Below are 21,084 nucleotides of genomic sequence, written 5' to 3' on the forward strand. Positions count from 1 at the left end.
GGCCCTGGCGTGGCCGGCCGCAGCCCTGGCCTAACGCTGGCCGAAGTCGCGCATCGACTCCTGCTCGTAGGCCTGGCCGCGTTGCAGCTGGCTATCGGGTACCCCTCTGGTGCGCCGCGTTACGGCTTTGGCCACGTTATCGTAGGTGACTACCCCGGCCGGCCCCACGGCGCCCAGGCCATCGGCGTAGCAGTAATAAGCGAAGGGCAGGGCTACCGGGGCCAGCAGGTTGCGTCCCCAGTGGTAGCTGGCCGTGGGCAGGTGCAGCTGGCGCAGCAGGGTAGTGGCCACATCCGTTTGCGAGCCGATAGTGCGAATTACCTGTCCTTTTACTGCGGGGCGCAGCGCTCCGCCGGCCAGCACCAGCGGAATATGAAACTTAGCCGGCGCATTGTAGGGTGTGTTGCCGGGCAGCGGGTGGCCGTGGTCGGCGCAGAGCACCACCAGCGTATGGGCCCACCAGGGCTGCAGCCGGGCCTGCCTGAGAAAGCGCCCCAGCGCCCAGTCGGTGTACCAGACCGATTTGCGAAACAGCGCCGTCTCGTCGTTTCCCTTCAGCATGGAAGGAATCGGAATCTCAAACGGCTCGTGGCTGCTCAGCGTGAAGGCCGTCACAAAAAATGGGATTCGCTGCTGCGGCAGGTCGGTCAGGAGCCGGTCGAACAGCACATGGTCGTGCGCGCCCCACTTCGAGTTCTGGTCGCTGGCTGCAAAGTCATCACGGTCTACCAGCCGCTCGTAGCCCGCCGTGCGCAGGTAGCTGCGCATATTGGCAAAAGCCAGCTCACCGCCGTAGTAGTAAGCCGACGAATAGCCCGCCGCGCCCAGCGAGCGGCGCAGGTGGGGCAGGTGCTCGGTTTTGGGCAGATAATTGATAACGCTGGTAGTCGGTTGGTTGGGATAGCCCGAAAGCAGGGCCACCAGTCCCTTCTGGCTGCGGTCGCCGGCCGCGTAAATGTCGGTAAACAGCACGCTTGCCCTGGCCAGGCTGTCGAGGTTGGGGGTAATGCCCGCCTCACCACCCACGCAGCCTACCAGCTTGGCCGTGAAGCTTTCCAGAATAATAAACAGCACATTGGGTCGGGGCTCCGTGAGCAGCGCCAAGGCCTGGGAGCTGTCCTGCGGCTGATACAGCTCCGCCACCAGCCGCTGGGCAGTGCTGTCGGCCATAAAGTGCGGCTGCGGCGCGGCATCGCTGCTAAGGCGGAGCGCCGTATCGGCCAGATTCCAGGCCGGGTTGATGGCCGCGTGGTTGGCAAAAGGAAACGTGGAGAAATAAACGTCGCTCTGGTTAACCGGAATCTGCTGCACGCCCCCGCGCAGCACGGGTATCAGCAGGATGGTATAAAGCAGCCCGGCCAGCGCCGCGCGCCCCCGGCCAAAGCCAGCGGGCAGGGCCGGCAGCCGGCTAACCAGCACCCGATAAAGTGCCGTGCCAGCCAGCATAACGGCGGCCAGGGCCAGCAGCAGGCCGCCCAGTGGTGTGCTGCCGGCCGAAGCCAGTACTTCCCTGGGCGAAGACAGGTAAGGCAGAATGGTGGCGTCGAGCCGGAAGCCCCAGGCGTGATACAAACCCAGGTCGGCCAGCAGGAGCAGCGCCAGCACCGTGCCCATCACTGCCGAATAGCCAGTTACCAGTCGGTGCAATGGCCAGCGCGGCCCTGCCAGGCTGCCCCCCACGAAGAGCAAAAAGGGCAGCAGGCACAGATAGGCGGCCATTGCCGCATCGAGCCGCAGGCCATAGCCAAACGCACCCAGCAATGTAGCCAGGGGTAATAGCCTGGCCTGGGCTGCGTAGTAAACCAGAAATACCGCCCGCCCCAGCTCAAAAAACAATACCCAGAATAAGAAATAGCGTGGGTGAAACTCAAAACGACTTTTTGCCTGCCAAAATTTTTTCACAGCCCAAAATTAAGCTGGTGTGAAGGCCTGAGGAAAATCTGTTGGCCCGGGAAGTAGCGCTTATGGCTGGCAGCTAGTAATTTTATACTAATCCGGCGGAAGGATGCTGATAGCTTTAGGGATAAATTTTATACCCCTTGACCGGCTTTATAGGGCATTTTAACGACAAAGCATTTGAAAGTTCAGGGGTCGCTACGCGAAATTGGCAGGTAAGTCGTATTTTTGCCTTGAAATCAGACACCCACCTTTTATTCATGGCCATTCTCCGCTTTAAAGCCCTCGAACTCGTTGACCAGCGCCAGCCGCTAACGGTAAAGCCCCTGGCCGCCCGCCGCTCCGACTCGTTTGGGCAGAACGTGTTCAACCTGGAAGCAATGCGGGCAAATATGCCCGGCGAGTACTTTAAAAAGCTGCAGGCAGCCGTGAAGCACGGCTCGCCCGTCGAGCGCTCGGTAGCCGACGCCGTAGCGGCGGCCATGAAAACCTGGGCCATGGCCAAAGGTGCTACCCACTACACGCACTGGTTTCAGCCCCTTACCGGTGCCACCGCCGAAAAGCACGACTCGTTCTTCGACCTGAACTCGGACGGCCGGCCGATTGAGAACTTCAAAGGCTCGGCGCTGGTGCAGCAGGAGCCCGATGCCTCGTCCTTCCCCAACGGCGGCATCCGCAATACCTTCGAGGCCCGCGGCTACACTGCCTGGGACCCTACCTCGCCCGCGTTCATTATCGAAACGGTAGGTGCCAAAACGCTGTGCATCCCCACTATTTTCGTGGCGTACACCGGCGAGGCGCTCGACTACAAGGCCCCGTTGCTGAAGTCGCTGGCCGTGCTCGAAAAGGCTGCCGTTGATGTATGTCAATATTTCGATAAAGACGTGCAGCGCGTGAATACCACGCTTGGCATCGAGCAGGAGTATTTCCTGGTCGACAAGGCGCTCTACGACGCCCGTCCCGACCTGGTGATGACCGGCCGCACGCTGTTTGGCCACGCGCCGGCCAAGGGCCAGCAGCTCGAAGACCACTACTTTGGCTCGATTCCGCCCCGCGTGCATGCCTTCATGTTCGACTTCGAGGAAGAAGCGAACTCACTCGGCATTCCGCTGCGCACGCGCCACAACGAGGTGGCTCCCAATCAGTTTGAGTGCGCGCCTACTTTCGAGGACGCCAACCTGGCCATCGACCACAACCAGCTGTTGATGGACGTGATGGACCGGGTAGCCCTGAAGCACAACTTCAAAGTGCTGCTGCACGAGAAGCCCTACGCCGGCGTAAATGGCTCGGGCAAGCATAATAACTGGGCCATGAGCACCGACACCGGCGTTAACCTGCTGGCGCCCGGTCGTCGGCCGAAGGAAAACCTCCAGTTCCTGGCGTTCTTCATCACGACGGTAAAGGCTGTGCACCGCTACGGCGATTTGCTGCGCGCCAGCATTGCCTCGGCCAGCAACGACCACCGCCTCGGGGCCAACGAGGCCCCGCCGGCCATCATGTCGGTGTTTCTGGGCTCGATGCTCGACGGCGTGCTCGACGAGCTGGAGCGCACCGCCAAGCTGCCGCTTGATAAGGGGGATAATATATATCTAAAGCTGGGTATTGATAAGATTCCGGCCATTCTGCTCGACAATACCGACCGTAACCGGACCTCGCCGTTTGCCTTCACCGGCAATAAGTTTGAGCTGCGCGCCGTGGGCTCGTCGGCCAACTGCTCGTCGGCCATGACCACGCTCAACGCCATCGTAGCCGACCAGCTTATCGACTTCAAAGAGAAAGTAGATGAGCTGATTGCCCAGGGCAAGAAGAAGGAAGTGGCTATTGTGGAGGTGCTGCGCGCCTACGTCATCGAATCGAAAAACATTCGCTTTGAGGGCAATGGCTACTCCGACGAGTGGAAGGAAGAAGCTGCCCGCCGCGGCCTTGCCAACGTGGCCACCACGCCCCAGGCCCTCGACGCGCTGGTGCGCGCCGACGCCGCCGAGCTGTTTGCCCGCCACGGCATCTTCTCGGAAGTAGAGCTGCACGCCCGCCACGAAATCCTGCTGGAAGACTACACCAAGAAAATCCAGATTGAGAGCCGCGTACTCGGCGATTTGGCCGTAAACCACGTAATCCCGACTGCGCTGGCGTACCAGAACAAGCTGGTGCAGAACGTGCGCGGCCTACGGGAGCTGGGCCTTGATGAGAACAGCGAAGTAACCGTAGAGATGATTAAATCCATCTCGCGCTATGTTTCGACCATCAAGACGACAGTCGATGCCATGGTAGCAGCCCGCAAGGTGGCCAACCGCATAGAAGATGCCCGCGAGCGCGCCGTAGCGTACTGCGATGAAGTAAAAGAAAAATTCGCGGCTATCCGCCGCGCGACCGACAAGCTTGAGCTGCTTGTGGCCGATGAGGACTGGCCCCTGGTGAAGTACCGCGAACTGTTGTTCCGGCACTAGCCCTGGGGTTGGAGCCACGGACCAGCGCTGGGTGGGAATTCTCGCTGCGTCCGGGTTTGGAAAGGGTCGTGCCGGGTGGCGCGGCCTTTTTTTGTGCCTAACCTTTTCTGATTAGCTAAAATCGACCTCTCGTAGCTGCAAACGCAGGTGGCGACAACCAGCTACAGTCAGAAAATAAGTCAATCTGCCACTGTTCTTAGGCGGCCCAGGGTAGGGCCGATGTGAACGTAGCCTGGGCCTGGATAGCGCCCGCAACCAGCAGGCAGGGCAATTTCATGAAGTAGGACGGGTAGAGCTACCGCGCAGCAAGGTAATAGAGGTGTCCGGGGCTTCGGGCTAGCCTTGGCGCAGCGGGCAAGCAGTTACTCTTTCTTCTTTACTGCACTAGCTCGCATCCGCATATCGGCGGGCTTGCTTTTTTGCACCATCTTCTGACCCAGTTTTTTGGTGTCCTTCACCACTTTGGGGCCTTGGTAGGTGCTTGCGCGTGGGATGGCCGTTTTAGGCGTCGTAACCGGCGTTTGGGCATGGGCAGTGCTGAGTAATGCGCCAAATGCCAGGAGGGAGGCTGTAGCTTTCATTCGTTTAGTCGGGGATAGGAGCTGGCGTAGCTTGGTTATATTCGGTGTAAAGGTGAAAAACATTGGGCAGATAGTTGGAAATAGCTGCGTGTTTTTTTAATAAAGCGGTTACGCACTGCCAGCTCCACGCGCTTGAGTAACTCGGCTGAAAACCCTTTATCAAGGAAAGTAGAGTGCCTCTTCACCGACGAGCTGCTACCGCGCGAACGCCTGATTCAGGGCCAGCAGTAGCTAAAAGGTATTATGCGCTCTAAAGCGAGTAGGTTTTCAGATTACGGACCTTACCACCAGTTATTTACCACGCCCGTTTAGGTTGAAAAAAGGCTATAGTAGGATTTTGCTGCATTGGCCATTTTCCGGGAATTCTCAAAAAGATGATAAGTGCGTAACAGGCGCCAGGGCCGATATTTATTAGCAAACGGCCTGCGCTACCTGCCCACAGGCCGGGAAGCGTGCGGGTTCATTCAACGCAAGCTGCTGACTGTATACTTTCTGCGTTATTCTGTGCCCCATATCCGGCTCTCCTGACCTGCTCGCCGTATTCGACGCTTTACCTGGGGTTTATCTGCTGCTATCGCCTGCCCTGCGGATAGAAGCCGTGGCGACGCCTACCTGACAGCCACGCTCACAACGCGGCCACAGCTCATATTGCAGGCCGCCGGCGCCCGGCTCTCTGTCGACGTGTCGGCGCTGCCACTGCTGCAGTTCTCCGAGAAAAACCTGCGTAGCATTGTGTATAATCTGCTCAGCAACGCCCTGAAATACCGCCACCCCGACCGCACGCCCTATATCGACGTGCACGCTCACGTGCGCACGGGCCACCTCGTGCTCGAAGTGCATGATAATGGCCTGGGCATCGCCCCGGCCCACCTGCCTCGCCTGTTCACGATGTTCCAGCGCTTCCACGACCACGTGGAGGGCACCGGCATCGGCCTCTACATGGTCAAGCGCATAGTCGAGAATGCCGGGGGCCGCATGGAGGTGTATAACCAGCTCGGGGCCGGCACCACTTTTTTCGTATTCCTGTCTCAATCCGCTGCTTCGGCTGCGTAATACGGCTACTTTCTGCTTACTTGACCCGCTATGGCCGCGATATCCTGCACCCTGCTCGTTGACGACGACGAAACCACCAATTTTCTCAATCAAGCCCTGCTGCGGCGCATGGCCATCAGCGACACCGTGCTGGTAGCCGGCAACGGCCAGGAGGCTCTCGACCTGATGCATACTCATTGCGAGCTGCCCGATTCGCCCACCTGCCCGGCCCTGATTCTGCTCGACATGAAGATGCCGCTGATGAACGGCTTCGAGTTTTTGAAAGCCTACGCCCAGCGGCCCAAATGTCAAAACCCCCTGGTGGTCATTATCATGCTTACTACCTCGCTGCACCTGCACGACGTGGCACAGATGAAGGGCCTGCCCATTGCCGGCTACCTTACCAAGCCCCTTACCCGCGACAAACTCAAGCAGATACTGCAAGACCACTTCGGCCAGCCTGCGGAGGATAGCTAACGGCCCGCTCCGTCAGGTGGCGGGTACAAGCGGCTTAACCGCGGCAATCTGCCGGGTTGCTCATTGTTAAGGCAAAAGCCGGCAAGTGGCTCTTTCTTAGCCAGTACCTTACCTGGCGATGACGCGGGCCAGGGTGCGGATAATGCGCCGGGCGCGGGTTTTGACGGTGCCCAGCGGCAGCTTCAGCTCCTCAGCGGTTTCGAGCTGGGTGTAGCCTTCCAGGTAAAGCAGCTCCAGCAGCTGACGGTCGGTGGGGGTGAGCAGCTGCAGCCAGTCGCGCACGCCGATATGCTCGGGCCGGAAGGTAGTGGCCGCCGCCAGGCCGCCGTGCAAATCAGCCGTAAGCGAGTGCGTGCGCTGCGCGATACGGCGCTGCGCACGCAGCCGGTCAATAGCCAGGTTATGGCAAATCTGGATGGCCCAGGTAAAAAGCCGTCCCTTGCTGGCATCGTAGGTCGGAAAAGCCAGCCAAAACTTCAGCATGCACTCCTGCAGGATGTCTTCGGCTAGCTCATCGTGCCGCACAATGCTCCGGATAGTATGGTAGAGGGCCGCCTGGTAGTTCTTATAAAAAAAGGCCATGGCCGTCTCATCACGGGCATACAGGCGTTGAATAAGTTGGCTTTCTGCTTCTTGCTCAAGAAGTTCCATTAAGGGAAGGAAGGGTGGAAGTTGCCCACTTACGGCCCGTTTCAAGACAGCGGATTTAATAAGCTGAAAAATAAATAAGGCGCTTTTCAGGAACTTTTTACCGCCCTGGCCGCTACTGCGCATAGCCATAAAGCGGCCCTTCCGCGCTAAGCAGAAGGGCCGCTTTATGGGCTGGGGGCCGCGGCGCCGGGTGCCGAGGCGCTATCCCTCGCGGTGCACGGTAGCCGGGCTGAAGGCTGGCACGCATATCGACCAGTATTCGCACTCTGCCTCAAAAGGATTAGAATAGCGCACGCGCGCCCCGGCCTTAATCAGCAGCGACTCGCCGGCCTGCAGCTCTACCACGTCGCCGTCAATTTCGAAGCGCTTGCGGCCGCGCACCACAATGGTTACCTCATCAAACTCGGGGCGCTGGTGCGGCTCGCTCCACTGCGGCGGCGCCACCATATGCGCCACGCTATATAGGTCAGTGTTTGTGCTGGCCAGGCCAATGTGCTCCTCAATGAGCTTGCCATCGGTGGTAGGCACTACAAAAGGCTGGGTATTGCGAAAGTACTTTTTTTCGGAAGCCATAAAGGGGAAAGTAGAAGGTGTGCGGAAGCGGCAAAAGTAAGGGCCCCGCGCAGTGGCCCGGCCGGAGCCTTGCCTGTTGTGCCGGGCGGCCGCCGGCAGGTAAAGCAGCACATCCGCGGGCGATGGAGCAGCCGGGTGAGGGGAAGAGGAAAGGCTCCCGGCTGCCGGCAATAAAATAGGGCGCTACCCCAACCCCCCGCCGTGGCACCCGTATAGCTGCCAAAACCGGGCTGACGGCCAGTACCGAGCCGGCCCCGACCACTTCACCTTACCCTTTTTCTTTTCCTTCTCATGTCGTACCGCGAAGAAGATAACAACGCAGGCAAAATTCTCCTCGCCGCCCTCGCTGGCGCTAGCGCCGGTATCATCGCTGGCATTCTGCTGGCCCCCGATAAAGGCTCGGCCACGCTCGAAAACTGGAAAGGCACCGCTAAAAACTACGGCGGGCAGCTGGGCGAGCAGTTCAATAAGTATAGCGCTGACCTCGAAACTAAATTCAAAGGCTTGTCTGACAAGCTCGAAGACCTTGGAGTGCTGGGCGCCGGTGGCAGCCTCAATATCAAAGGCAACTGGGACGACATCAAAGGCAAGCTGAAGCAGCAATACGCTCAGCTGACCGATGAGGACCTGACCTATGCCGAAGGCAAAGGCGATGAGCTCGTGGGCAAGCTGCAAGACAAGCTTGGCAAAGGCAAGTCGGAAGTTACTAAAATCATCAACGACCTGGCTGGCAAAGGTCAGGACGTAGCCCAGAAGGGTGCTGATGCCGCTCAAAAAGGCGCAGATACCGCTCAAAAAGGTGCTGATGCTGCCCAAAAGGGTGCCGACAACGCGCACAAAGCCTAAGCAGGCTTTTTAAAGCTTTAAAAACCCCGCGCCGCCCGGCGCGGGGTTTTTGCGTTAAAAGTCAACCATCGGGTAGCGTTAGTCGTTAACTTTGACTCGCTTAGCAGGTATTCCTTCACTTTTAACTTCTTTTCACTCATGCCCAACGACAACGGAAAAGTCATTGTTTCGCTTCTGGCCGGGGCCACGGCCGGTATAGTGGCCGGCCTGCTGCTGGCTCCCGAAACCGGCGAAGAAGCCCGCGCCGGGCTGCTGGCATCGGCTCGCAAGTGGGGCGACGAGCTTGGCAAGCTGGCAAAGGAGGCCCTTACCAAGCTGCACGAAGCCCCGCCCAGCACCAACCCCGACGCGGCGGTGAGTGAAGACCGCCGCAGCGCTGATGCCCTTTTCAACTCGATGGGCGGCCAGGGCGCTGCCGAGCCCGGCGACCTGGCTACCCCAAAAGGGGCGGGCAATCACCTGTCGATAGCCGGTGATGAGGATTATGGCACCCATAACCGCGACGACCTCGACTACGACGGCGATGCCGGCGAGGGCCGCCACCGCGCCTTGTAGGTGCTTTGTTTAGAAAACAGTCAAAAAGCAAGGACGTCCGTCCGGCTGCCCTGGGCAGCCGGACGGACGTCCTTGCTTTGGTAATGAGCGCTTTACGCGTTGGTGGTGGTAGTGAGATTTACCTCAATGTTGCCTCTGGTGGCGCGCGAGTAGGGGCAGATGCCATGCGCGGCTTCTACCAGCGCTTCGGCCTGCTTTTGCTCCAGGCCGGGCAGGTTGACGTGCAGGTCGGCCGATATGCCGTAGCCGCCGTCCTCGGCCTGGCCAAAGCCGATAAGTGCCTCCACAGTAACTTTTTCCAGCTTGAGCTTGGCCTGGCGGGCGGCTACGCCCAGCGCGCCTTCAAAGCAAGCGGCATAGCCGGCGGCAAACAGCTGCTCGGGGTTGGTAGCGCCGGCCTTGCCGGGGCCGCCCATTTCCTTGGGCGTGCTCAGGGTAAGGTCGAGCACGTTATTTGCGCTGGTGACGTGGCCATCGCGGCCACCTTCGGCTTTAGCCTGGGCGGTGAAAACTTTCTGGATTTTCATAAGGTACTGAAAAGGGTTTGGGTGAAAAAATAGTCGGACTAAGCCAACTGGGCAAGCAAGTGAATAAGCTGAGCGCGCAGGGCACCGGCCTGGGCTGGGCTCATATGCAGCTTTTCCAGCATTTGAGTGGGGATGCCGCGGGCCTGGGCTTCCAGGGCACGCCCGGCCGGCAGTAGCTCGACTATCACCAGGCGCTCGTCGTGAGGAGCGCGGCGGCGGCTGAGCCACTGCTTTTGCTCCATGCGCTTGAGCAGCGGGGTAAGCGTCCCGGAGTCGAGCAGCAGCTTTTCGCCCAGCTCCTTTACCGTAAGTCGCTCATATTCCCACAGCAGCAGAAATACCAGGTACTGCGGGTACGTAAGCCCCAGCTCCTGCAACAACGGCTGATAAGCTTTGGTCAGCTGCCGCGAAACGGCATAGAGCGGAAAGCACAGCTGATTTTCCAGCTTCAGCGCAGGATGGGGGGCATTGGAAGTAGAAGTGGTACTCATGGCGTTCAGGGAGCAAAACCAGCATTAGTTGCGCAATGTTTGATTGTGCACAATTAAAATGGCTGTTTCTTCGCTGAAACGCTGGCAGCCCGTGGCTGACTTTGAAAACCGGGGTACCTAATCGATTGGCTACCTGGATTGATTCGGAAAAAAGCCATCTTAAAACACATCGCCCAGGTTAAAAAATACTCCCTGTGACCCCTGGATTCCCCAGGCGTAATCTACTGCCAGGTAGGTAGCTGCCTTCTTGCTCAAACATATCCGCAGGCCGGTGCCGGCGGCCGGGGCTACCCGTCCGTAGCCGGTGCTGGGGTTGCGGGCCGACTCGCCATTGACGAAGACCACGCCGCCGAGCACCCGTGAGCGCGTCAGGTTAAAGCGATACTCAGCTTCCCCATACACGAGGCTGGTACCGCGAAAGCGGCCCTGGATGTAGCCCCGACCGGTAACGCTATAGGTATCCCACCCGGTGGCGGGCAGGTCGAGGTAAGGCGCGGCCTGGCCCGTGGTAAAATCACCATACAGCCAGAAAGCCAGTACGTTGCCGCGTGGGCCGGCCGCCAGGTAGCGCCGGGTATCAAGTTGAAGAAGCCGGTAGCTGGCATCAGAGCCCAAGGCTTGCATATTGGCCCGCAGCGCCAGAAACAGGTAGCTTTCGCCGGCGGCCGGGTGCAGCTGATTGGCGCGCGCATCGCGCAGCACCGACACCACCAGCCCCGCGGAGGCAGAGCGCCCATTTACGCCCGGCTGGTAGCCCGAAATCTGGGATACGGGCCGCCCGTCGCCGTCTACACTTACGATATTCCAGCGCGAGTCGAAGAAATAGCCGCCTCCTATATAGAGGCTTCCTGATTTGCCAACCTGATGGTAATAGCTCTGGTGAATGCGCAACAGGTTGTAATCCATAGCAATGGCATCATGAATGCTGGCATTGCTGCCCAGGCCGTAGGTCTGCTGCGGGTAGTGCAGCAGACGGTAGTCGGCCAGCCAGAGGCTGCGGTTGTGGCTGGTCCAGAGCGGACCATTAAAAGCCAGAATCAGCTGCTGGTTTTGCGTGTAGGTGAGCGTAGCCGAAAGCGCCGAGAGGTTGGCCTGGGGCCGCTGAAAGGTGTAGCTGGTGGTGAGTGTGGCCAGAAATCGGGCTTCCAGGGTATAGGCTACGGCGGGCAGCGGCACCAGCGAATGGGTTTTGACTTTACGGCGCTGGGTAGAGTCGGCGGCTGCGGGCCTGGGGTGGCGGCGCGGAAACAGCTGGCGCGCCAGGTCCCCCACATCCTTGGTAGGGTGGGGCACGGAGTCGGGCGGGGTTGGCAGCGGCGCCTGCGCTTGAGCAGCCAGGGTAGGTAGCGCCAGCAGCGCCAGGATGCGTAATCTTTTAACCAGCATTAGTTCTTAATCCGCCATTCAACCAGCAGACGCACCTAATGATTTGATATTTTTGGTCCTCACCCGTCAAAGCGGCCAGCCAGGCCCGCGGCCTAGAGCTTACCAAGCGGCTGCCCGGCCTGCCGGCTCAGCAGCGGCCGCTTGGCCTGGCTTACCACCTGCGAGCTGTAGATACCGCTGTGCCCCGAGAATAAATACGCTGTCACGCAGCTTATACCCAGGTAAATACCCGCGTGTACCCCGAATAATTCGAGCCCCATCAGCAAGCAGGCCAGCGGCGTATTGGCCGCTCCCGCAAACACCCCCACGAAGCCCATGCCTGCCAGCAGCGCCACCGGCAGCGGCAGAATGCCCGCCAGCGCCGAGCCCAGTGCCGCCCCAATAAAAAAAAGCGGCGTTACTTCTCCCCCCTTGAAGCCGGCTCCCAGCGTGAGGGCCGTTAGCAGCAGCTTAAAGGCAAAATCGGTTGCCCTCAGCTGGTGTTGAAATGCCTCTACTATCACCGGTATTCCCAGCCCGGCGTAGCGCATGGTACCCAGTCCCCACATGGCGGCGGCTACCAGGGCGCCCCCCACCACGGGGCGCAGCGGCGGATAAGCAATGGCCTGGGCAAAAACCCGCGCAATAGCGTGCGTAAGCGTCGCAAATACCCGCGCCGCGATTCCAAAGACTGCGCCCGCCGCCAGCGCTGCGGCGAGGCCACCCAGGGTAAGCGGCAGCGTGGCCAGGGTAGGGTAGGCGGTATGCCCCACGCCCCAGGCACGCGTAACCACATCGGCTATCACGGCGGCCAGGAAGCTCGGCAAAATGGCCTCGTAGCGGGCCTGGCCCAGCAAATACACCTCCAGCCCAAATACTGCGCCCGCCAGCGGCGTCCCAAACACCGAGGCAAAGCCGGCGCTCATCCCCGCGATAAGCAGGAGCCGGCGCTCGTGCCGGGGCAGCCAGCGGGCCAGCTGGTCGGCCAGCGCGGCCCCCATCTGCACGGCGGTGCCCTCGCGCCCGGCCGAGCCGCCCAGCAGGTGCGTGAGCAGCGTACCGCCCAGCACCAGCGGCACCAGGCGCAGGGGCAGGGTTTCGCCGGGCGCATGAATCTCGTCGAGAATGAGGTTATTGCCCCGCACCACGCGATTGCCAAAATAATGGTAGCACAGCCCCACCACGAGGCCGCCCACAGGCAATAGCGCCAGCGCCCAGGCGTGGGCGGCGCGCCAGGCGGTTACCCACTCGAGGCTCGCCAAAAAGCCGGCCGAGGCAGTGCCAGCCAGCGCCCCAACCAAGGCTGCCAGCAGCAGCCAGCGCAAAGTAAACCAGGCCGTATCGATGGCAGAAGCAGACCCAAAGGAACGGAGTGCGCGAAAGAAAGAAGGTGTAACCACGCCGCTAAGTAACGGATTGATCAAGCTGCTGCTGGCAGACTGCCTTCCGGCGGCGCGGCGCTGCCGGAGGGCAGCCTTACCAGAAAAGTGCGGCAAAGCGCGGTAAAAATAAGTCGGCAAGCTGCCTGTAATAACTGCTCTGCTCCGGCGATACACCGGCCAGCGGACTTCGGAAAAAGCGCCTATCTTGCCGGCTGTTCAGCTTCTTTATCTCACTTTTTGCCTCTCACCCATGAGCTTTTCGCTGGTGCTCCTCGGCTTGCTGCTACTGACTTTGTTTCTGAGCTACGTCATTGTGCCGCAGGGCACGGTGGCCGTCGTCACGGTTTTCGGAAAATACCGACGCGTCATGATGCCGGGCCTGAACTTCAAGCTGCCATTTATTGAAACAGTTTTCAAGCGCATCTCTATCCAGAACCGCTCGCTGGAGCTGGAGTTTCAGGCCATTACCATCGACCAGGCTAACGTCAATTTTAAGGCCATGCTCGTGTACTCGGTGCTGAACCAGGCCGATGAAACCATTAAGAACGTGGCCTTTAAGTTTGTCGATGAGCGTAGTCTTATGCAGGCGCTCATCCGCACGGTAGAGGGCAGCATCCGGGCCTTTGTGGCCACGCAGCGCCAGGCGGCGGTGCTGAGCCTGCGCGGCGAAATTGTGCTGCACGTGAAAGACCAGCTCGATGAGACGCTCGAAAGCTGGGGCTATCATCTGATTGACCTGCAATTGAATGATATCGCCTTCGACGAGGAAATCATGCGGTCGATGGCTAAAGTAGTGGCGTCCAATAACCTCAAGGCTGCCGCCGAAAACGAAGGCCAGGCCTTGCTTATTACCAAAACAAAATCGGCCGAGGCCGAAGGCAATGCCATCAAGATATCGGCCGAAGCTGAGAAAATAGCGGCCCAGCTACGTGGCCAGGGCGTGGCGCTGTTCCGCGAAGAAGTAACCAAGGGTATGGCCCACGCCGTGCAGGAGCTGGCCGAAAATAACCTCGACCCCTCGCTGGTGTATTTTTCGATGTGGACCGAGGCCATCAAGCACTTTGCCGAGCAGGGCAAAGGCAACGTCATCTTCCTCGACGGCTCCAACGAGGGCCTGGAAAAAAGCCTGCGCAATATGACCGCCCTCCAGCACCTCGACCGGCCGGCCACCCGCTAAGGAGCAGGTAAAGGAACTACTAACAGGTTCTTTAATATGGTAAAAATACTATATTCACTGTGCCTGCTGCTGCCGCTGGGCAGCCGGGCTCAGCAGCTGGCTGCGGATAGTATCGCGCCCGACCCTCCGGCCTTGCGGCGGGTAAGCTCAAGCACGAGCCAGGAGGGAGAATGCCAGGAGGTGCTGCAGTGCGACAGCCTGAAAGGAGTGGTGCGGGTTTACTATGCTTCGGGCCGGCTGAAGTCTTATACGCCGTTTATTAGCCAGCAGCCTACTCGAAGATGGGGGGTAGCTACCAGCTGGTACGAAAGCGGACAGCTTCAGTCGAGGGAGGATTTTATAAACGGGCAACCGCATAGCCTGCTTGTGTACTACCCCAATGGCACGCTTAAGCGCCAGACAACTTATGCCAATAACCAGGAGATGCTGGGCTACTGCTACGGGCCAGCCGGCCAGCCGCTACCCTACACTCCTTATGAGCAGCCGCCCCTGTACCCAGGGGGCGAGGTAATGCTGAAAAGCGACCTGGCGCATCAGCTGCGGCTCTCGTATATGCAGCGGGAGCTGATAGCCGCATCACCTACGGCTCAGTATGTTGAGGTGTATTTCGAGGTGGCCAAAGATGGCAGCGTGCGGTCTCCCGTAGTATCGGCCCTGTATCCGGCACTGGTAACGGCGCTGGGGGGCAGCGTGCGGGCTTCCGAGCTGCTATCGACCCAGCTGCCGGTAATTTCGGCAGCGCTGGTGCAGGCGTTCCAGCAGCTGCCCCGGCGCTTTTTGCCGGGCCAGCGCGACGGCGAAGTGGCCGCTTTCGCCTGCCGGATGTCGGTAGATTTGTTGGCAACCGGCAGACACATGCGGTAAAATGCTCTTTAACAATGGGAAGAGCCAGCGAGCTTCATTTATGAAGTATTGATGGATAAGCGAAACAGTAAGCGTAGTATCTTTGTGCCGATACGTTAGGTCGGGGTAGTAGTAGAATTGAGGTAGTTCAGGAGAAGATAAGGCTTCAATTCAGCCAAAATATCTTCTCTCGCGTAAAGCCCAAGTCTAAGCACGACCTCAGTTCGTTGCACTATTGTTTCTCAATGCTTTTACACTCTTTCCCTGCTGGTTTTGCCCTTAACCAGCGCTTTTCTTTCATTTTATCATGAAGCACCTCTTATTCAAAACCGCGATGCTAAGTGCGGCCGGCCTGCTGGCCGCCGCGCCGCGCAGCCAGGCACAAACCGCCGACCAGAAATGGGGCGTGAGCGGCTATGTGTCGGCCCTGCAATACCACGGCGACCTGGGCGAAAATTACTGGGACACTCGCAGCCTGACCTATGGCGGCGGTCTCACCCTGAGCCACTACCTGAGCAAGGGCATCGACATCAACCTGTCGGGCAATCAGGCTACGCTGCGCTATCCGGCCGACCCGAGCGGGGGCGGCACGTTTACATCTCCCTACGGGGTGAACGCCAACGCCCGCCGCTTCTACGCCAATGTGACCTCGCTGGGCATCGGCTTCAAATTCAAGCTCAATAATGGCTGGGCGTTGAAAGAAGACGCTTTCATTCAGCCTTATCTCTTGCTGCAGCCGGGCTTATCGATTATTTATACTGACCGCTATGCGGGGTATTCGACCGTAGCCAGCCACTTGAGCTATGGCTCGTTTGATGCGCAGGCTGCGGCAGGCTTAACCTTCCGCCTCACCCCAGGCTTCAGCCTGTTTGCCCAGGCCGGCCAGCATATGTTGTTCAGCGGCGGTGATGATGCCGATGCCCGCCTGGACGGTGTTTCGAGCAATAGCGTTACCTGGCTCAACAAGTACGACCGCTACATGCAGTTTTCGGCGGGCCTGACCGCCAACTTTGGCAAAGCCAAGGATACGGACGGCGATGGCGTGCCCGACCGCAAGGACAAGTGCCCCGACACCCCCGCCGGCGTGAAGGTGGACGTCAACGGCTGCCCGGTTGATACCGACGGCGACGGCGTAGCCGACTACCAGGATAAGTGCCCCACCGTGAAAGGGCTGCCGGCCCTGCAGGGCTGCCCCGATGCTGACGGCGACGGCGTGGCCGACAACGACGACAAGTGCCCCAACACCCCGGCCGGCGTGCGCGTCGACGCCACGGGCTGCCCGCTCGATGCTGATGGCGATGGCGTACCCGACTACCTCGACAAGTGCCCCGGCACTCCCTCGGGCGTGAAAGTGGATGCCACTGGCTGCCCGCTCGACCGCGACGGCGACGGCGTACCCGACTACCAGGACCGCTGCCCCGACCGCGCCGGCCCCGCCTCCAACAAAGGCTGCCCCGAGATTAAGGCCGAGGCCAAGAAAATCCTCAACGAGGCCACCAAGTACATCCAGTTCGACTTCGACAAGGCTACCCTGAAGCCGTCCTCGTATCCGAAGCTCGAGCAGATGGTGCAAATCATGAACGACTATCCGGATTATAGCCTCAGCATTGCCGGCCACACCGACAGCAAGGGCGATGATGCCTACAACCTGCGCCTGAGCTACGAGCGCGCCGCCTCAGCCCGCGCTTACATGCTGAGCAAAGGCATTCCGGCCGCCCGCATCGAGAGCCGGGGCTATGGTGAAACCAAGCCCATTGCCGACAACAAGACGGCCGCCGGCCAGGCCCTGAACCGCCGGGTGGACTTCGACCCCTTCCTGACCGGCGAGGCAAATGCGGCCGAAGTGAAGTACGGCCCGGCCCCGGCCGAGCCCACGGAGGCCGAGGTGAAAAAGGCGGCCACCAAAAAGGCTCCGGCCCGCAAAGCCCCCGCCCATAAGGCCCCGGTGAAGCGCAAGAAGTAAGCGCCCACCCGCCGCCCGTGCGGCTACCCTGAAAAGCAGCCTGCTCACCCTGAGCGGGCTGCTTTTTTGTGGGGCTTTGTGAAGCTGAAAGCATACGATAAGCAGAACCGCAAAACGATGGCGCACCGAATCGGCTTTAACTTGCAGGCCGGTTGCGACGGAAGCTGTCGCGCCCCGCCAAACCTGCTTCTATGGACGACGCCCTCCTTGCCAGCTACCAGCCCGTTATCGGGCTCGAAGTACACGCTCAGCTGCTGACACACAGTAAAATGTATTCTTCCGACGAGAATGAGTACGGCTCGCTGCCCAATACCAACCTCTCGGTCATTACTCTCGGCCATCCTGGCACGCTGCCCCGCGTAAACCGCACGGCTGTGGATTTTGCGCTTAAGATGGGCCTGGCTACCAACTGCCAGATAACCCGCGAGAACCTGTTTGCGCGCAAAAACTACTTTTATCCCGACCTGCCTAAAGGCTACCAGATTACCCAGGACAAAACCCCGATTTGCCACGGTGGCCACGTCGATATCCGCCTGGCTGATGGGAGCACGCGGCGCATCGGCATCACGCGCATTCACATGGAGGAAGACGCGGGCAAAAGCCTGCACCTGGCCGGCGAAACTGAAACCCTGGTAGACCTGAACCGCGCCGGAGTGCCGTTGATTGAAATTGTGTCGGAACCCGATATTCGAACCGAGGAAGAAGCTTACGCCTACCTGACCGAAATCAAGAAGCTGGTGCAGTACCTGGGCATCTGCGACGGCAATATGGAAGAAGGTTCGCTGCGCTGCGATGCCAACGTGAGCGTGATGAAAAAAGGGGCCGCCGAATACGGTACCAAGGTGGAAGTCAAGAATATGAACTCCTTCCGCAACGTGCAGCGCGCCATTGAGCACGAAGTGCGCCGGCAGATTGAGATTCTGGAGAATGGCAGTGAGGTAGATTCCGAAACGCGGGGCTTTGATGCGGCCAGCGGCACCACCAGCGGCCAGCGCTCGAAGGAAACCCTGAACGACTACCGCTACTTCCCGGAGCCCGATTTGCCCCCGCTTATCGTGGACGATGCCTGGCTGCACCGGGTGCAGGCCGAGCTGCCGGCCCTGCCCCAGCAGCTCTACGCCCGCTTTACCGGCGAGCTGGGCCTGAGCGACTACGATGCCAACGTGCTCATCGACCAGAAAGAAGTAGCGCAGTACTTCGACGACCTGGCCCGCCTGCTGCCCCCCGCCAGTGCCAAAGCCGCCGCCAACTGGATAATGGGCCCCGTAAAGTCGTACCTCAATGAGCGGGCCCTCGAAATAGCCGATTTTCCCATGGACCCCGGCCAGCTGGCCGGCATCATCGAGCTGATTGAAGCCGGCAAGCTTAACTACTCGGTAGCCAGCAAGCAGCTGTTTCCCTACCTGCTTGACCACCCGCAGGCTAACGCCACCGGTGCGGCCGAAGAGTTGGGCCTGCTCACCAAAGCCGAGGCCGGCGAGCTGGAGGCGCTGGTGCAGCAGGTGCTGGCTGCCAACCCAGTCAAGGTAGCCGAGTACCGGGCCGGTAAAAAGTCGCTCACCGGCATGTTTATGGGTGAGCTTATGAAGCTCACCGGTGGCAAGGCCGACCCTAAGCTGGCCAACCAGCTGCTGCGCCAGGGCCTCGACGGCTAAGCGGCAAACTCCGCTGTATCGGAACCAAGTACCCGTATTTTAGCTTTGTGCGGCAGTCGCAGGCAAAGTCCGGTGGCATTTCCCCTTTTCAAGTTCAATGACTCGCTTTATGAAACCTACCCTCGTTGCTGTGGCATTGCTCGGCCTCGTAAATGCCTGCCAAAACGCCAGCGCCGCCGAGGGCTACCAGATTAATGGCCAGCTGCGTAACGTGCCGGCTGGCACCACGCTCCATCTCTCGGAGCTGACCAGCAGCCAGTTTGTGGAGCGTGGCACCGCTAAAACCGATGCCCAGGGAAGATTTACCTTCAAAGGCACGCTGCCCGTTACGGCGGCTGTTTACCAGCTCAAGCTCGACGAGCCCAACCAGGTATTGCTGGTGCTCGACAATAAAACGCACCTCTCGCTGGCGGGCGATGCCAAAAGCCTGCCCGCTAGCTACTCGGTGAAAGGCTCAAAAGATTCGGAGATTATTCAGCAGCTGACGCGCACTATGAGCGCCAACAAGGATAAGCTGCAACGCATTGTGCAGCGCTACAATGCTGCCGGCCAGGCGGGTCGCACCGACTCGCTGCCCATTATCGAACAGCAGTATACTGTGTTGCAGCGCGCCACGGCCGCCCGGGCCAGGCGCGTAATCCGGCAAAATGCGGCCTCCGTGGCGGCGGGCTTTGCCACCCTTAGCTTCGTAAACCCCGATGAGGACTTTGCCTTTGCCGACTCTATCGCGGGCATTCAGCGCAAGGCCAATCCGGGCTCGCCTTTTACCCAGGCCCTGACCGAGCGCCTCGAGCCCATGCGGGCTACCGCCGTTGGCGCGACAGCCCCCGAAATCAATCTGGCGCAGCCCGATGGCAAGGCGCTTTCCCTTAAAAGCCTGCGCGGCAAGTACGTGCTCGTGGATTTCTGGGCCAGTTGGTGCGGCCCCTGCCGCCAGGAAAACCCGAACGTAGTGAAAGCCTACAACGAGTACAAGGATAAAGGCCAGGGCTTCACGGTATTCAGCGTGTCGCTCGACGATGACAAAGACCGTTGGACCAAAGCCATTGCGGCCGACGGCCTCGTGTGGCCCAACCACGTATCGGACCTCAAGAAGTGGAACAATGCGGCGGCGGCAGCCTATGGCGTGCAGGCTATTCCGCAGTCGTTTCTGCTCGACCCGCAGGGTAAAATCATCGCTAAAAACCTGCGGGGGCAGGCCCTGGAAGCCAAGCTGGCGGAAGTGCTGAAGTAAGTATCGAGGACACCTAATAAAGCAAAAAGGCTCATCTGTGGAGATGAGCCTTTTTAATTTTATATATTATAAATAGTATATATTATAAAATATTACTTTATAAAGTAGTTTTAAGGTCTGTCAAAGAGCATGCTCAATTTAAAAACATGCGCTGCAAGCCGCCCCAGAGGCGCTTTTTAAGGCTGATATCGTACTCTATCATCTCTATTTCAGCGCCAGCCAGGTAGGAGAGGCCCACGGCCGGAAACTGTACCGGCTCGTAAATCTGGGTTGTGCGCACGGCTATGTCGAGCAGGTTTTTGCCGAAGGCCAGCACATGGGTAGCGGCAATTTCCTTGCGCAGGTTTTCCAGGGCTACCGGATAAACTCCCTCCACATTTACGAGCACCACGTCGGCCATCACCAGTTGAATGGCTTGCAGCAGTTTGTTAAGAAACACGTTGCGCGGAAGCTTGACGAACTGCTCGGCCGGTAGTCGTACCAGCACTACTACGCCCTGCGCATTGCTGCCCAGGGTTGAGAAAGTGGTAAGCAGGTAAGGCGCCACGGGCGCCGCAGCTATTGGCAATGGCCCAGGCCTATCGGCAGCCGGGGCGCTGGCAGCCGCCGGCGGAGTAGGCTGCCTGGGCGGCGCTGGCGCCGGCGCAGTAGCCAACGAGGGCAGCTTGCTGGCCGGCGGAGTGGCCGCAATGGCTGGTGTAACCTGCTTGGCAACTGCTGGAGTTGCTGCCGCTGGCAGCGACGTAGCGGCCGGCTGAGCAGGTGCGGGCGCTTGAGATGCCGCCCGCTCGTGGGTCTCCCGCGGCACGTAGAGCGTTACGCCGGTATAAAAGTTTTGCAGGAAGGCCAGGGTGCCGCTTTGTTCATCCTCAGTCATATAAAACGCTGGCTAAACGAGTTCGAACAGGGCTTTTAATTCTGCTGCCTCGCTGGGCTTGAGGCGGCCGGCCAGCACCAGGCGGAGCTGGCGGCGGCGCAGCGCTCCCTCATAAAGCGCGATTTCGTCGGCAGTAGTGGGCACCGCCTCCGGCACGTCGATGGGGCGGCCCGACTGGTCGACGGCCACGAAGGTGAAGAATGCCTCGTTGGTTTTCACCCGGGTGCCGCTGGGAATATCCTCGGCCCATACGTCGATGTGCACCTCCATGCTGGAAGCAAATGCGCGCGTCACCTGGGCTTGGAGGGTTACGACGTTGCCCAGCCGGATGGGGTCGCGAAACGATACGTTGTCGACCGAGGCCGTTACGACAATCCGGTTGGAGTGCTTTTGGGCGGCGATAGCGGCGGCGATGTCCATCAGGTGCATCATGCGGCCGCCCATCAGGTTGTTGAGCGTATTGGTATCGTTGGGCAGCACCAATTCGGTCATAATGACAAACGAATCGGAGA

Annotated in this window: 20 protein-coding genes; 10 read left to right on the forward strand and 10 right to left on the reverse strand. The window is 59.7% G+C overall.

Annotated elements, in window-relative coordinates:
• Positions 1-30: 30 nt before the first annotated feature.
• Positions 31-1,902: an LTA synthase family protein gene (locus tag F6X24_RS12950; protein WP_151088403.1), complete on the reverse strand. Its 1,872-nt coding sequence runs from the start codon at positions 1,900-1,902 to the stop codon at positions 31-33.
• Positions 1,903-2,156: 254 nt separating this feature from the next.
• Between F6X24_RS12950 and F6X24_RS12955 the strand changes: the two genes are divergently transcribed.
• Entirely contained in the window at positions 2,157-4,343 is a 2,187-nt protein-coding gene (locus F6X24_RS12955; protein ID WP_151088404.1) for a glutamine synthetase III family protein, read from the forward strand.
• Between the two features lie 362 nt (positions 4,344-4,705).
• On the opposite strand, the gene F6X24_RS12960 is transcribed toward F6X24_RS12955, so the two are convergent.
• Positions 4,706-4,987 (reverse strand): hypothetical protein, encoded by a 282-nt coding sequence (locus F6X24_RS12960; RefSeq protein WP_151088405.1) that lies wholly within the window; start codon positions 4,985-4,987, stop codon positions 4,706-4,708.
• 618 nt (positions 4,988-5,605) lie between these two features.
• Here F6X24_RS12960 and F6X24_RS12965 point away from each other — a divergent pair.
• Both F6X24_RS12965 and F6X24_RS12970 read left to right on the forward strand, forming a co-directional pair.
• Positions 5,606-5,977 (forward strand): sensor histidine kinase, encoded by a 372-nt coding sequence (locus tag F6X24_RS12965; protein ID WP_191906319.1) that lies wholly within the window; start codon positions 5,606-5,608, stop codon positions 5,975-5,977.
• A gap of 30 nt (positions 5,978-6,007) precedes the next feature.
• Positions 6,008-6,433 (forward strand): response regulator, encoded by a 426-nt coding sequence (locus tag F6X24_RS12970; RefSeq protein WP_151088407.1) that lies wholly within the window; start codon positions 6,008-6,010, stop codon positions 6,431-6,433.
• 108 nt (positions 6,434-6,541) lie between these two features.
• Here the strand turns inward: F6X24_RS12970 and F6X24_RS12975 are convergent, their stop codons facing one another.
• Complete coding sequence (locus tag F6X24_RS12975) at positions 6,542-7,084, reverse strand: RNA polymerase sigma factor (RefSeq protein WP_151088408.1); 543 nt, start codon at positions 7,082-7,084, stop codon at positions 6,542-6,544.
• 201 nt (positions 7,085-7,285) lie between these two features.
• Positions 7,286-7,657: a cupin domain-containing protein gene (locus F6X24_RS12980; RefSeq protein ID WP_151088409.1), complete on the reverse strand. Its 372-nt coding sequence runs from the start codon at positions 7,655-7,657 to the stop codon at positions 7,286-7,288.
• A 291-nt stretch (positions 7,658-7,948) separates the two neighbouring features.
• Between F6X24_RS12980 and F6X24_RS19335 the strand changes: the two genes are divergently transcribed.
• Complete coding sequence (locus F6X24_RS19335) at positions 7,949-8,503, forward strand: CsbD family protein (RefSeq protein WP_151088410.1); 555 nt, start codon at positions 7,949-7,951, stop codon at positions 8,501-8,503.
• Between the two features lie 138 nt (positions 8,504-8,641).
• On the forward strand, positions 8,642-9,058 hold the full coding sequence (locus F6X24_RS12990; protein WP_151088411.1) for a YtxH domain-containing protein: 417 nt from the start codon (positions 8,642-8,644) through the stop codon (positions 9,056-9,058).
• 92 nt (positions 9,059-9,150) lie between these two features.
• Here the strand turns inward: F6X24_RS12990 and F6X24_RS12995 are convergent, their stop codons facing one another.
• The 4 genes from F6X24_RS12995 to F6X24_RS13010 all read right to left on the reverse strand — a co-directional run bounded on the left by F6X24_RS12995 (position 9,151) and on the right by F6X24_RS13010 (position 12,766).
• On the reverse strand, positions 9,151-9,585 hold the full coding sequence (locus F6X24_RS12995; protein ID WP_229725084.1) for an organic hydroperoxide resistance protein: 435 nt from the start codon (positions 9,583-9,585) through the stop codon (positions 9,151-9,153).
• A 38-nt stretch (positions 9,586-9,623) separates the two neighbouring features.
• Complete coding sequence (locus F6X24_RS13000; protein WP_151088412.1) at positions 9,624-10,076, reverse strand: MarR family winged helix-turn-helix transcriptional regulator; 453 nt, start codon at positions 10,074-10,076, stop codon at positions 9,624-9,626.
• Between the two features lie 159 nt (positions 10,077-10,235).
• Positions 10,236-11,462, reverse strand: a complete 1,227-nt coding sequence (locus F6X24_RS13005; RefSeq protein WP_151088413.1) for a BamA/TamA family outer membrane protein — start codon at positions 11,460-11,462, stop codon at positions 10,236-10,238.
• Positions 11,463-11,554: 92 nt separating this feature from the next.
• The gene (locus F6X24_RS13010) at positions 11,555-12,766 is read right to left on the reverse strand and encodes a chloride channel protein (RefSeq protein WP_229725086.1); all 1,212 of its coding nucleotides are present in this window, start codon (positions 12,764-12,766) and stop codon (positions 11,555-11,557) included.
• A 307-nt stretch (positions 12,767-13,073) separates the two neighbouring features.
• Here F6X24_RS13010 and F6X24_RS13015 point away from each other — a divergent pair, with 307 nt between their 5' ends.
• From F6X24_RS13015 to F6X24_RS13035, 5 genes are all read left to right on the forward strand, one after another.
• Positions 13,074-14,000: an SPFH domain-containing protein gene (locus F6X24_RS13015; protein WP_151088414.1), complete on the forward strand. Its 927-nt coding sequence runs from the start codon at positions 13,074-13,076 to the stop codon at positions 13,998-14,000.
• Positions 14,001-14,036: 36 nt separating this feature from the next.
• Positions 14,037-14,864, forward strand: a complete 828-nt coding sequence (locus F6X24_RS13020; protein ID WP_151088415.1) for a toxin-antitoxin system YwqK family antitoxin — start codon at positions 14,037-14,039, stop codon at positions 14,862-14,864.
• 286 nt (positions 14,865-15,150) lie between these two features.
• Positions 15,151-16,806, forward strand: coding sequence for an OmpA family protein (locus F6X24_RS19170; RefSeq protein WP_151088416.1), 1,656 nt, complete (start codon positions 15,151-15,153; stop codon positions 16,804-16,806).
• A gap of 191 nt (positions 16,807-16,997) precedes the next feature.
• Positions 16,998-18,461: an Asp-tRNA(Asn)/Glu-tRNA(Gln) amidotransferase subunit GatB gene (gene gatB / locus F6X24_RS13030; RefSeq protein WP_151088417.1), complete on the forward strand. Its 1,464-nt coding sequence runs from the start codon at positions 16,998-17,000 to the stop codon at positions 18,459-18,461.
• 109 nt (positions 18,462-18,570) lie between these two features.
• Positions 18,571-19,695 carry a TlpA disulfide reductase family protein gene (locus F6X24_RS13035; RefSeq protein ID WP_191906320.1) on the forward strand — a complete coding sequence of 375 codons (1,125 nt, stop codon included), beginning with the start codon at positions 18,571-18,573 and terminating at the stop codon, positions 19,693-19,695.
• A gap of 133 nt (positions 19,696-19,828) precedes the next feature.
• Here the strand turns inward: F6X24_RS13035 and F6X24_RS13040 are convergent, their stop codons facing one another.
• Both F6X24_RS13040 and F6X24_RS13045 read right to left on the reverse strand, forming a co-directional pair.
• Positions 19,829-20,572, reverse strand: coding sequence for a hypothetical protein (locus F6X24_RS13040; protein WP_151088419.1), 744 nt, complete (start codon positions 20,570-20,572; stop codon positions 19,829-19,831).
• Positions 20,573-20,584: 12 nt separating this feature from the next.
• Complete coding sequence (locus tag F6X24_RS13045) at positions 20,585-21,064, reverse strand: acyl-CoA thioesterase (protein ID WP_151089610.1); 480 nt, start codon at positions 21,062-21,064, stop codon at positions 20,585-20,587.
• Between the last annotated feature and the right edge of the window lie 20 nt (positions 21,065-21,084).

This window comes from Hymenobacter baengnokdamensis (assembly GCF_008728635.1).
Lineage (GTDB): Bacteria > Bacteroidota > Bacteroidia > Cytophagales > Hymenobacteraceae > Hymenobacter > Hymenobacter baengnokdamensis.

Excerpts from the sequence above, each read along its gene's own strand:
- F6X24_RS19335 (WP_151088410.1), top strand. The coding sequence starts at position 7,949 with ATGTCGTACCGCGAAGAAGATAACAACGCAGGCAAAATTCTCCTCGCC.
- F6X24_RS19170 (WP_151088416.1), top strand. The coding sequence starts at position 15,151 with ATGAAGCACCTCTTATTCAAAACCGCGATGCTAAGTGCGGCCGGCCTG.
- F6X24_RS13035 (WP_191906320.1), top strand. The coding sequence starts at position 18,571 with ATGAAACCTACCCTCGTTGCTGTGGCATTGCTCGGCCTCGTAAATGCC.
- F6X24_RS12975 (WP_151088408.1), bottom strand. The coding sequence starts at position 7,084 with ATGGAACTTCTTGAGCAAGAAGCAGAAAGCCAACTTATTCAACGCCTG.
- F6X24_RS12970 (WP_151088407.1), top strand. The coding sequence starts at position 6,008 with ATGGCCGCGATATCCTGCACCCTGCTCGTTGACGACGACGAAACCACC.
- F6X24_RS13040 (WP_151088419.1), bottom strand. The coding sequence starts at position 20,572 with ATGACTGAGGATGAACAAAGCGGCACCCTGGCCTTCCTGCAAAACTTT.
- F6X24_RS13000 (WP_151088412.1), bottom strand. The coding sequence starts at position 10,076 with ATGAGTACCACTTCTACTTCCAATGCCCCCCATCCTGCGCTGAAGCTG.
- F6X24_RS13045 (WP_151089610.1), bottom strand. The coding sequence starts at position 21,064 with ATGACCGAATTGGTGCTGCCCAACGATACCAATACGCTCAACAACCTG.
- F6X24_RS13005 (WP_151088413.1), bottom strand. The coding sequence starts at position 11,462 with ATGCTGGTTAAAAGATTACGCATCCTGGCGCTGCTGGCGCTACCTACC.
- F6X24_RS12995 (WP_229725084.1), bottom strand. The coding sequence starts at position 9,585 with ATGAAAATCCAGAAAGTTTTCACCGCCCAGGCTAAAGCCGAAGGTGGC.
- F6X24_RS12960 (WP_151088405.1), bottom strand. The coding sequence starts at position 4,987 with ATGTTTTTCACCTTTACACCGAATATAACCAAGCTACGCCAGCTCCTA.
- F6X24_RS12955 (WP_151088404.1), top strand. The coding sequence starts at position 2,157 with ATGGCCATTCTCCGCTTTAAAGCCCTCGAACTCGTTGACCAGCGCCAG.
- F6X24_RS12980 (WP_151088409.1), bottom strand. The coding sequence starts at position 7,657 with ATGGCTTCCGAAAAAAAGTACTTTCGCAATACCCAGCCTTTTGTAGTG.
- gatB (WP_151088417.1), top strand. The coding sequence starts at position 16,998 with ATGGACGACGCCCTCCTTGCCAGCTACCAGCCCGTTATCGGGCTCGAA.
- F6X24_RS13015 (WP_151088414.1), top strand. The coding sequence starts at position 13,074 with ATGAGCTTTTCGCTGGTGCTCCTCGGCTTGCTGCTACTGACTTTGTTT.
- F6X24_RS12990 (WP_151088411.1), top strand. The coding sequence starts at position 8,642 with ATGCCCAACGACAACGGAAAAGTCATTGTTTCGCTTCTGGCCGGGGCC.
- F6X24_RS13020 (WP_151088415.1), top strand. The coding sequence starts at position 14,037 with ATGGTAAAAATACTATATTCACTGTGCCTGCTGCTGCCGCTGGGCAGC.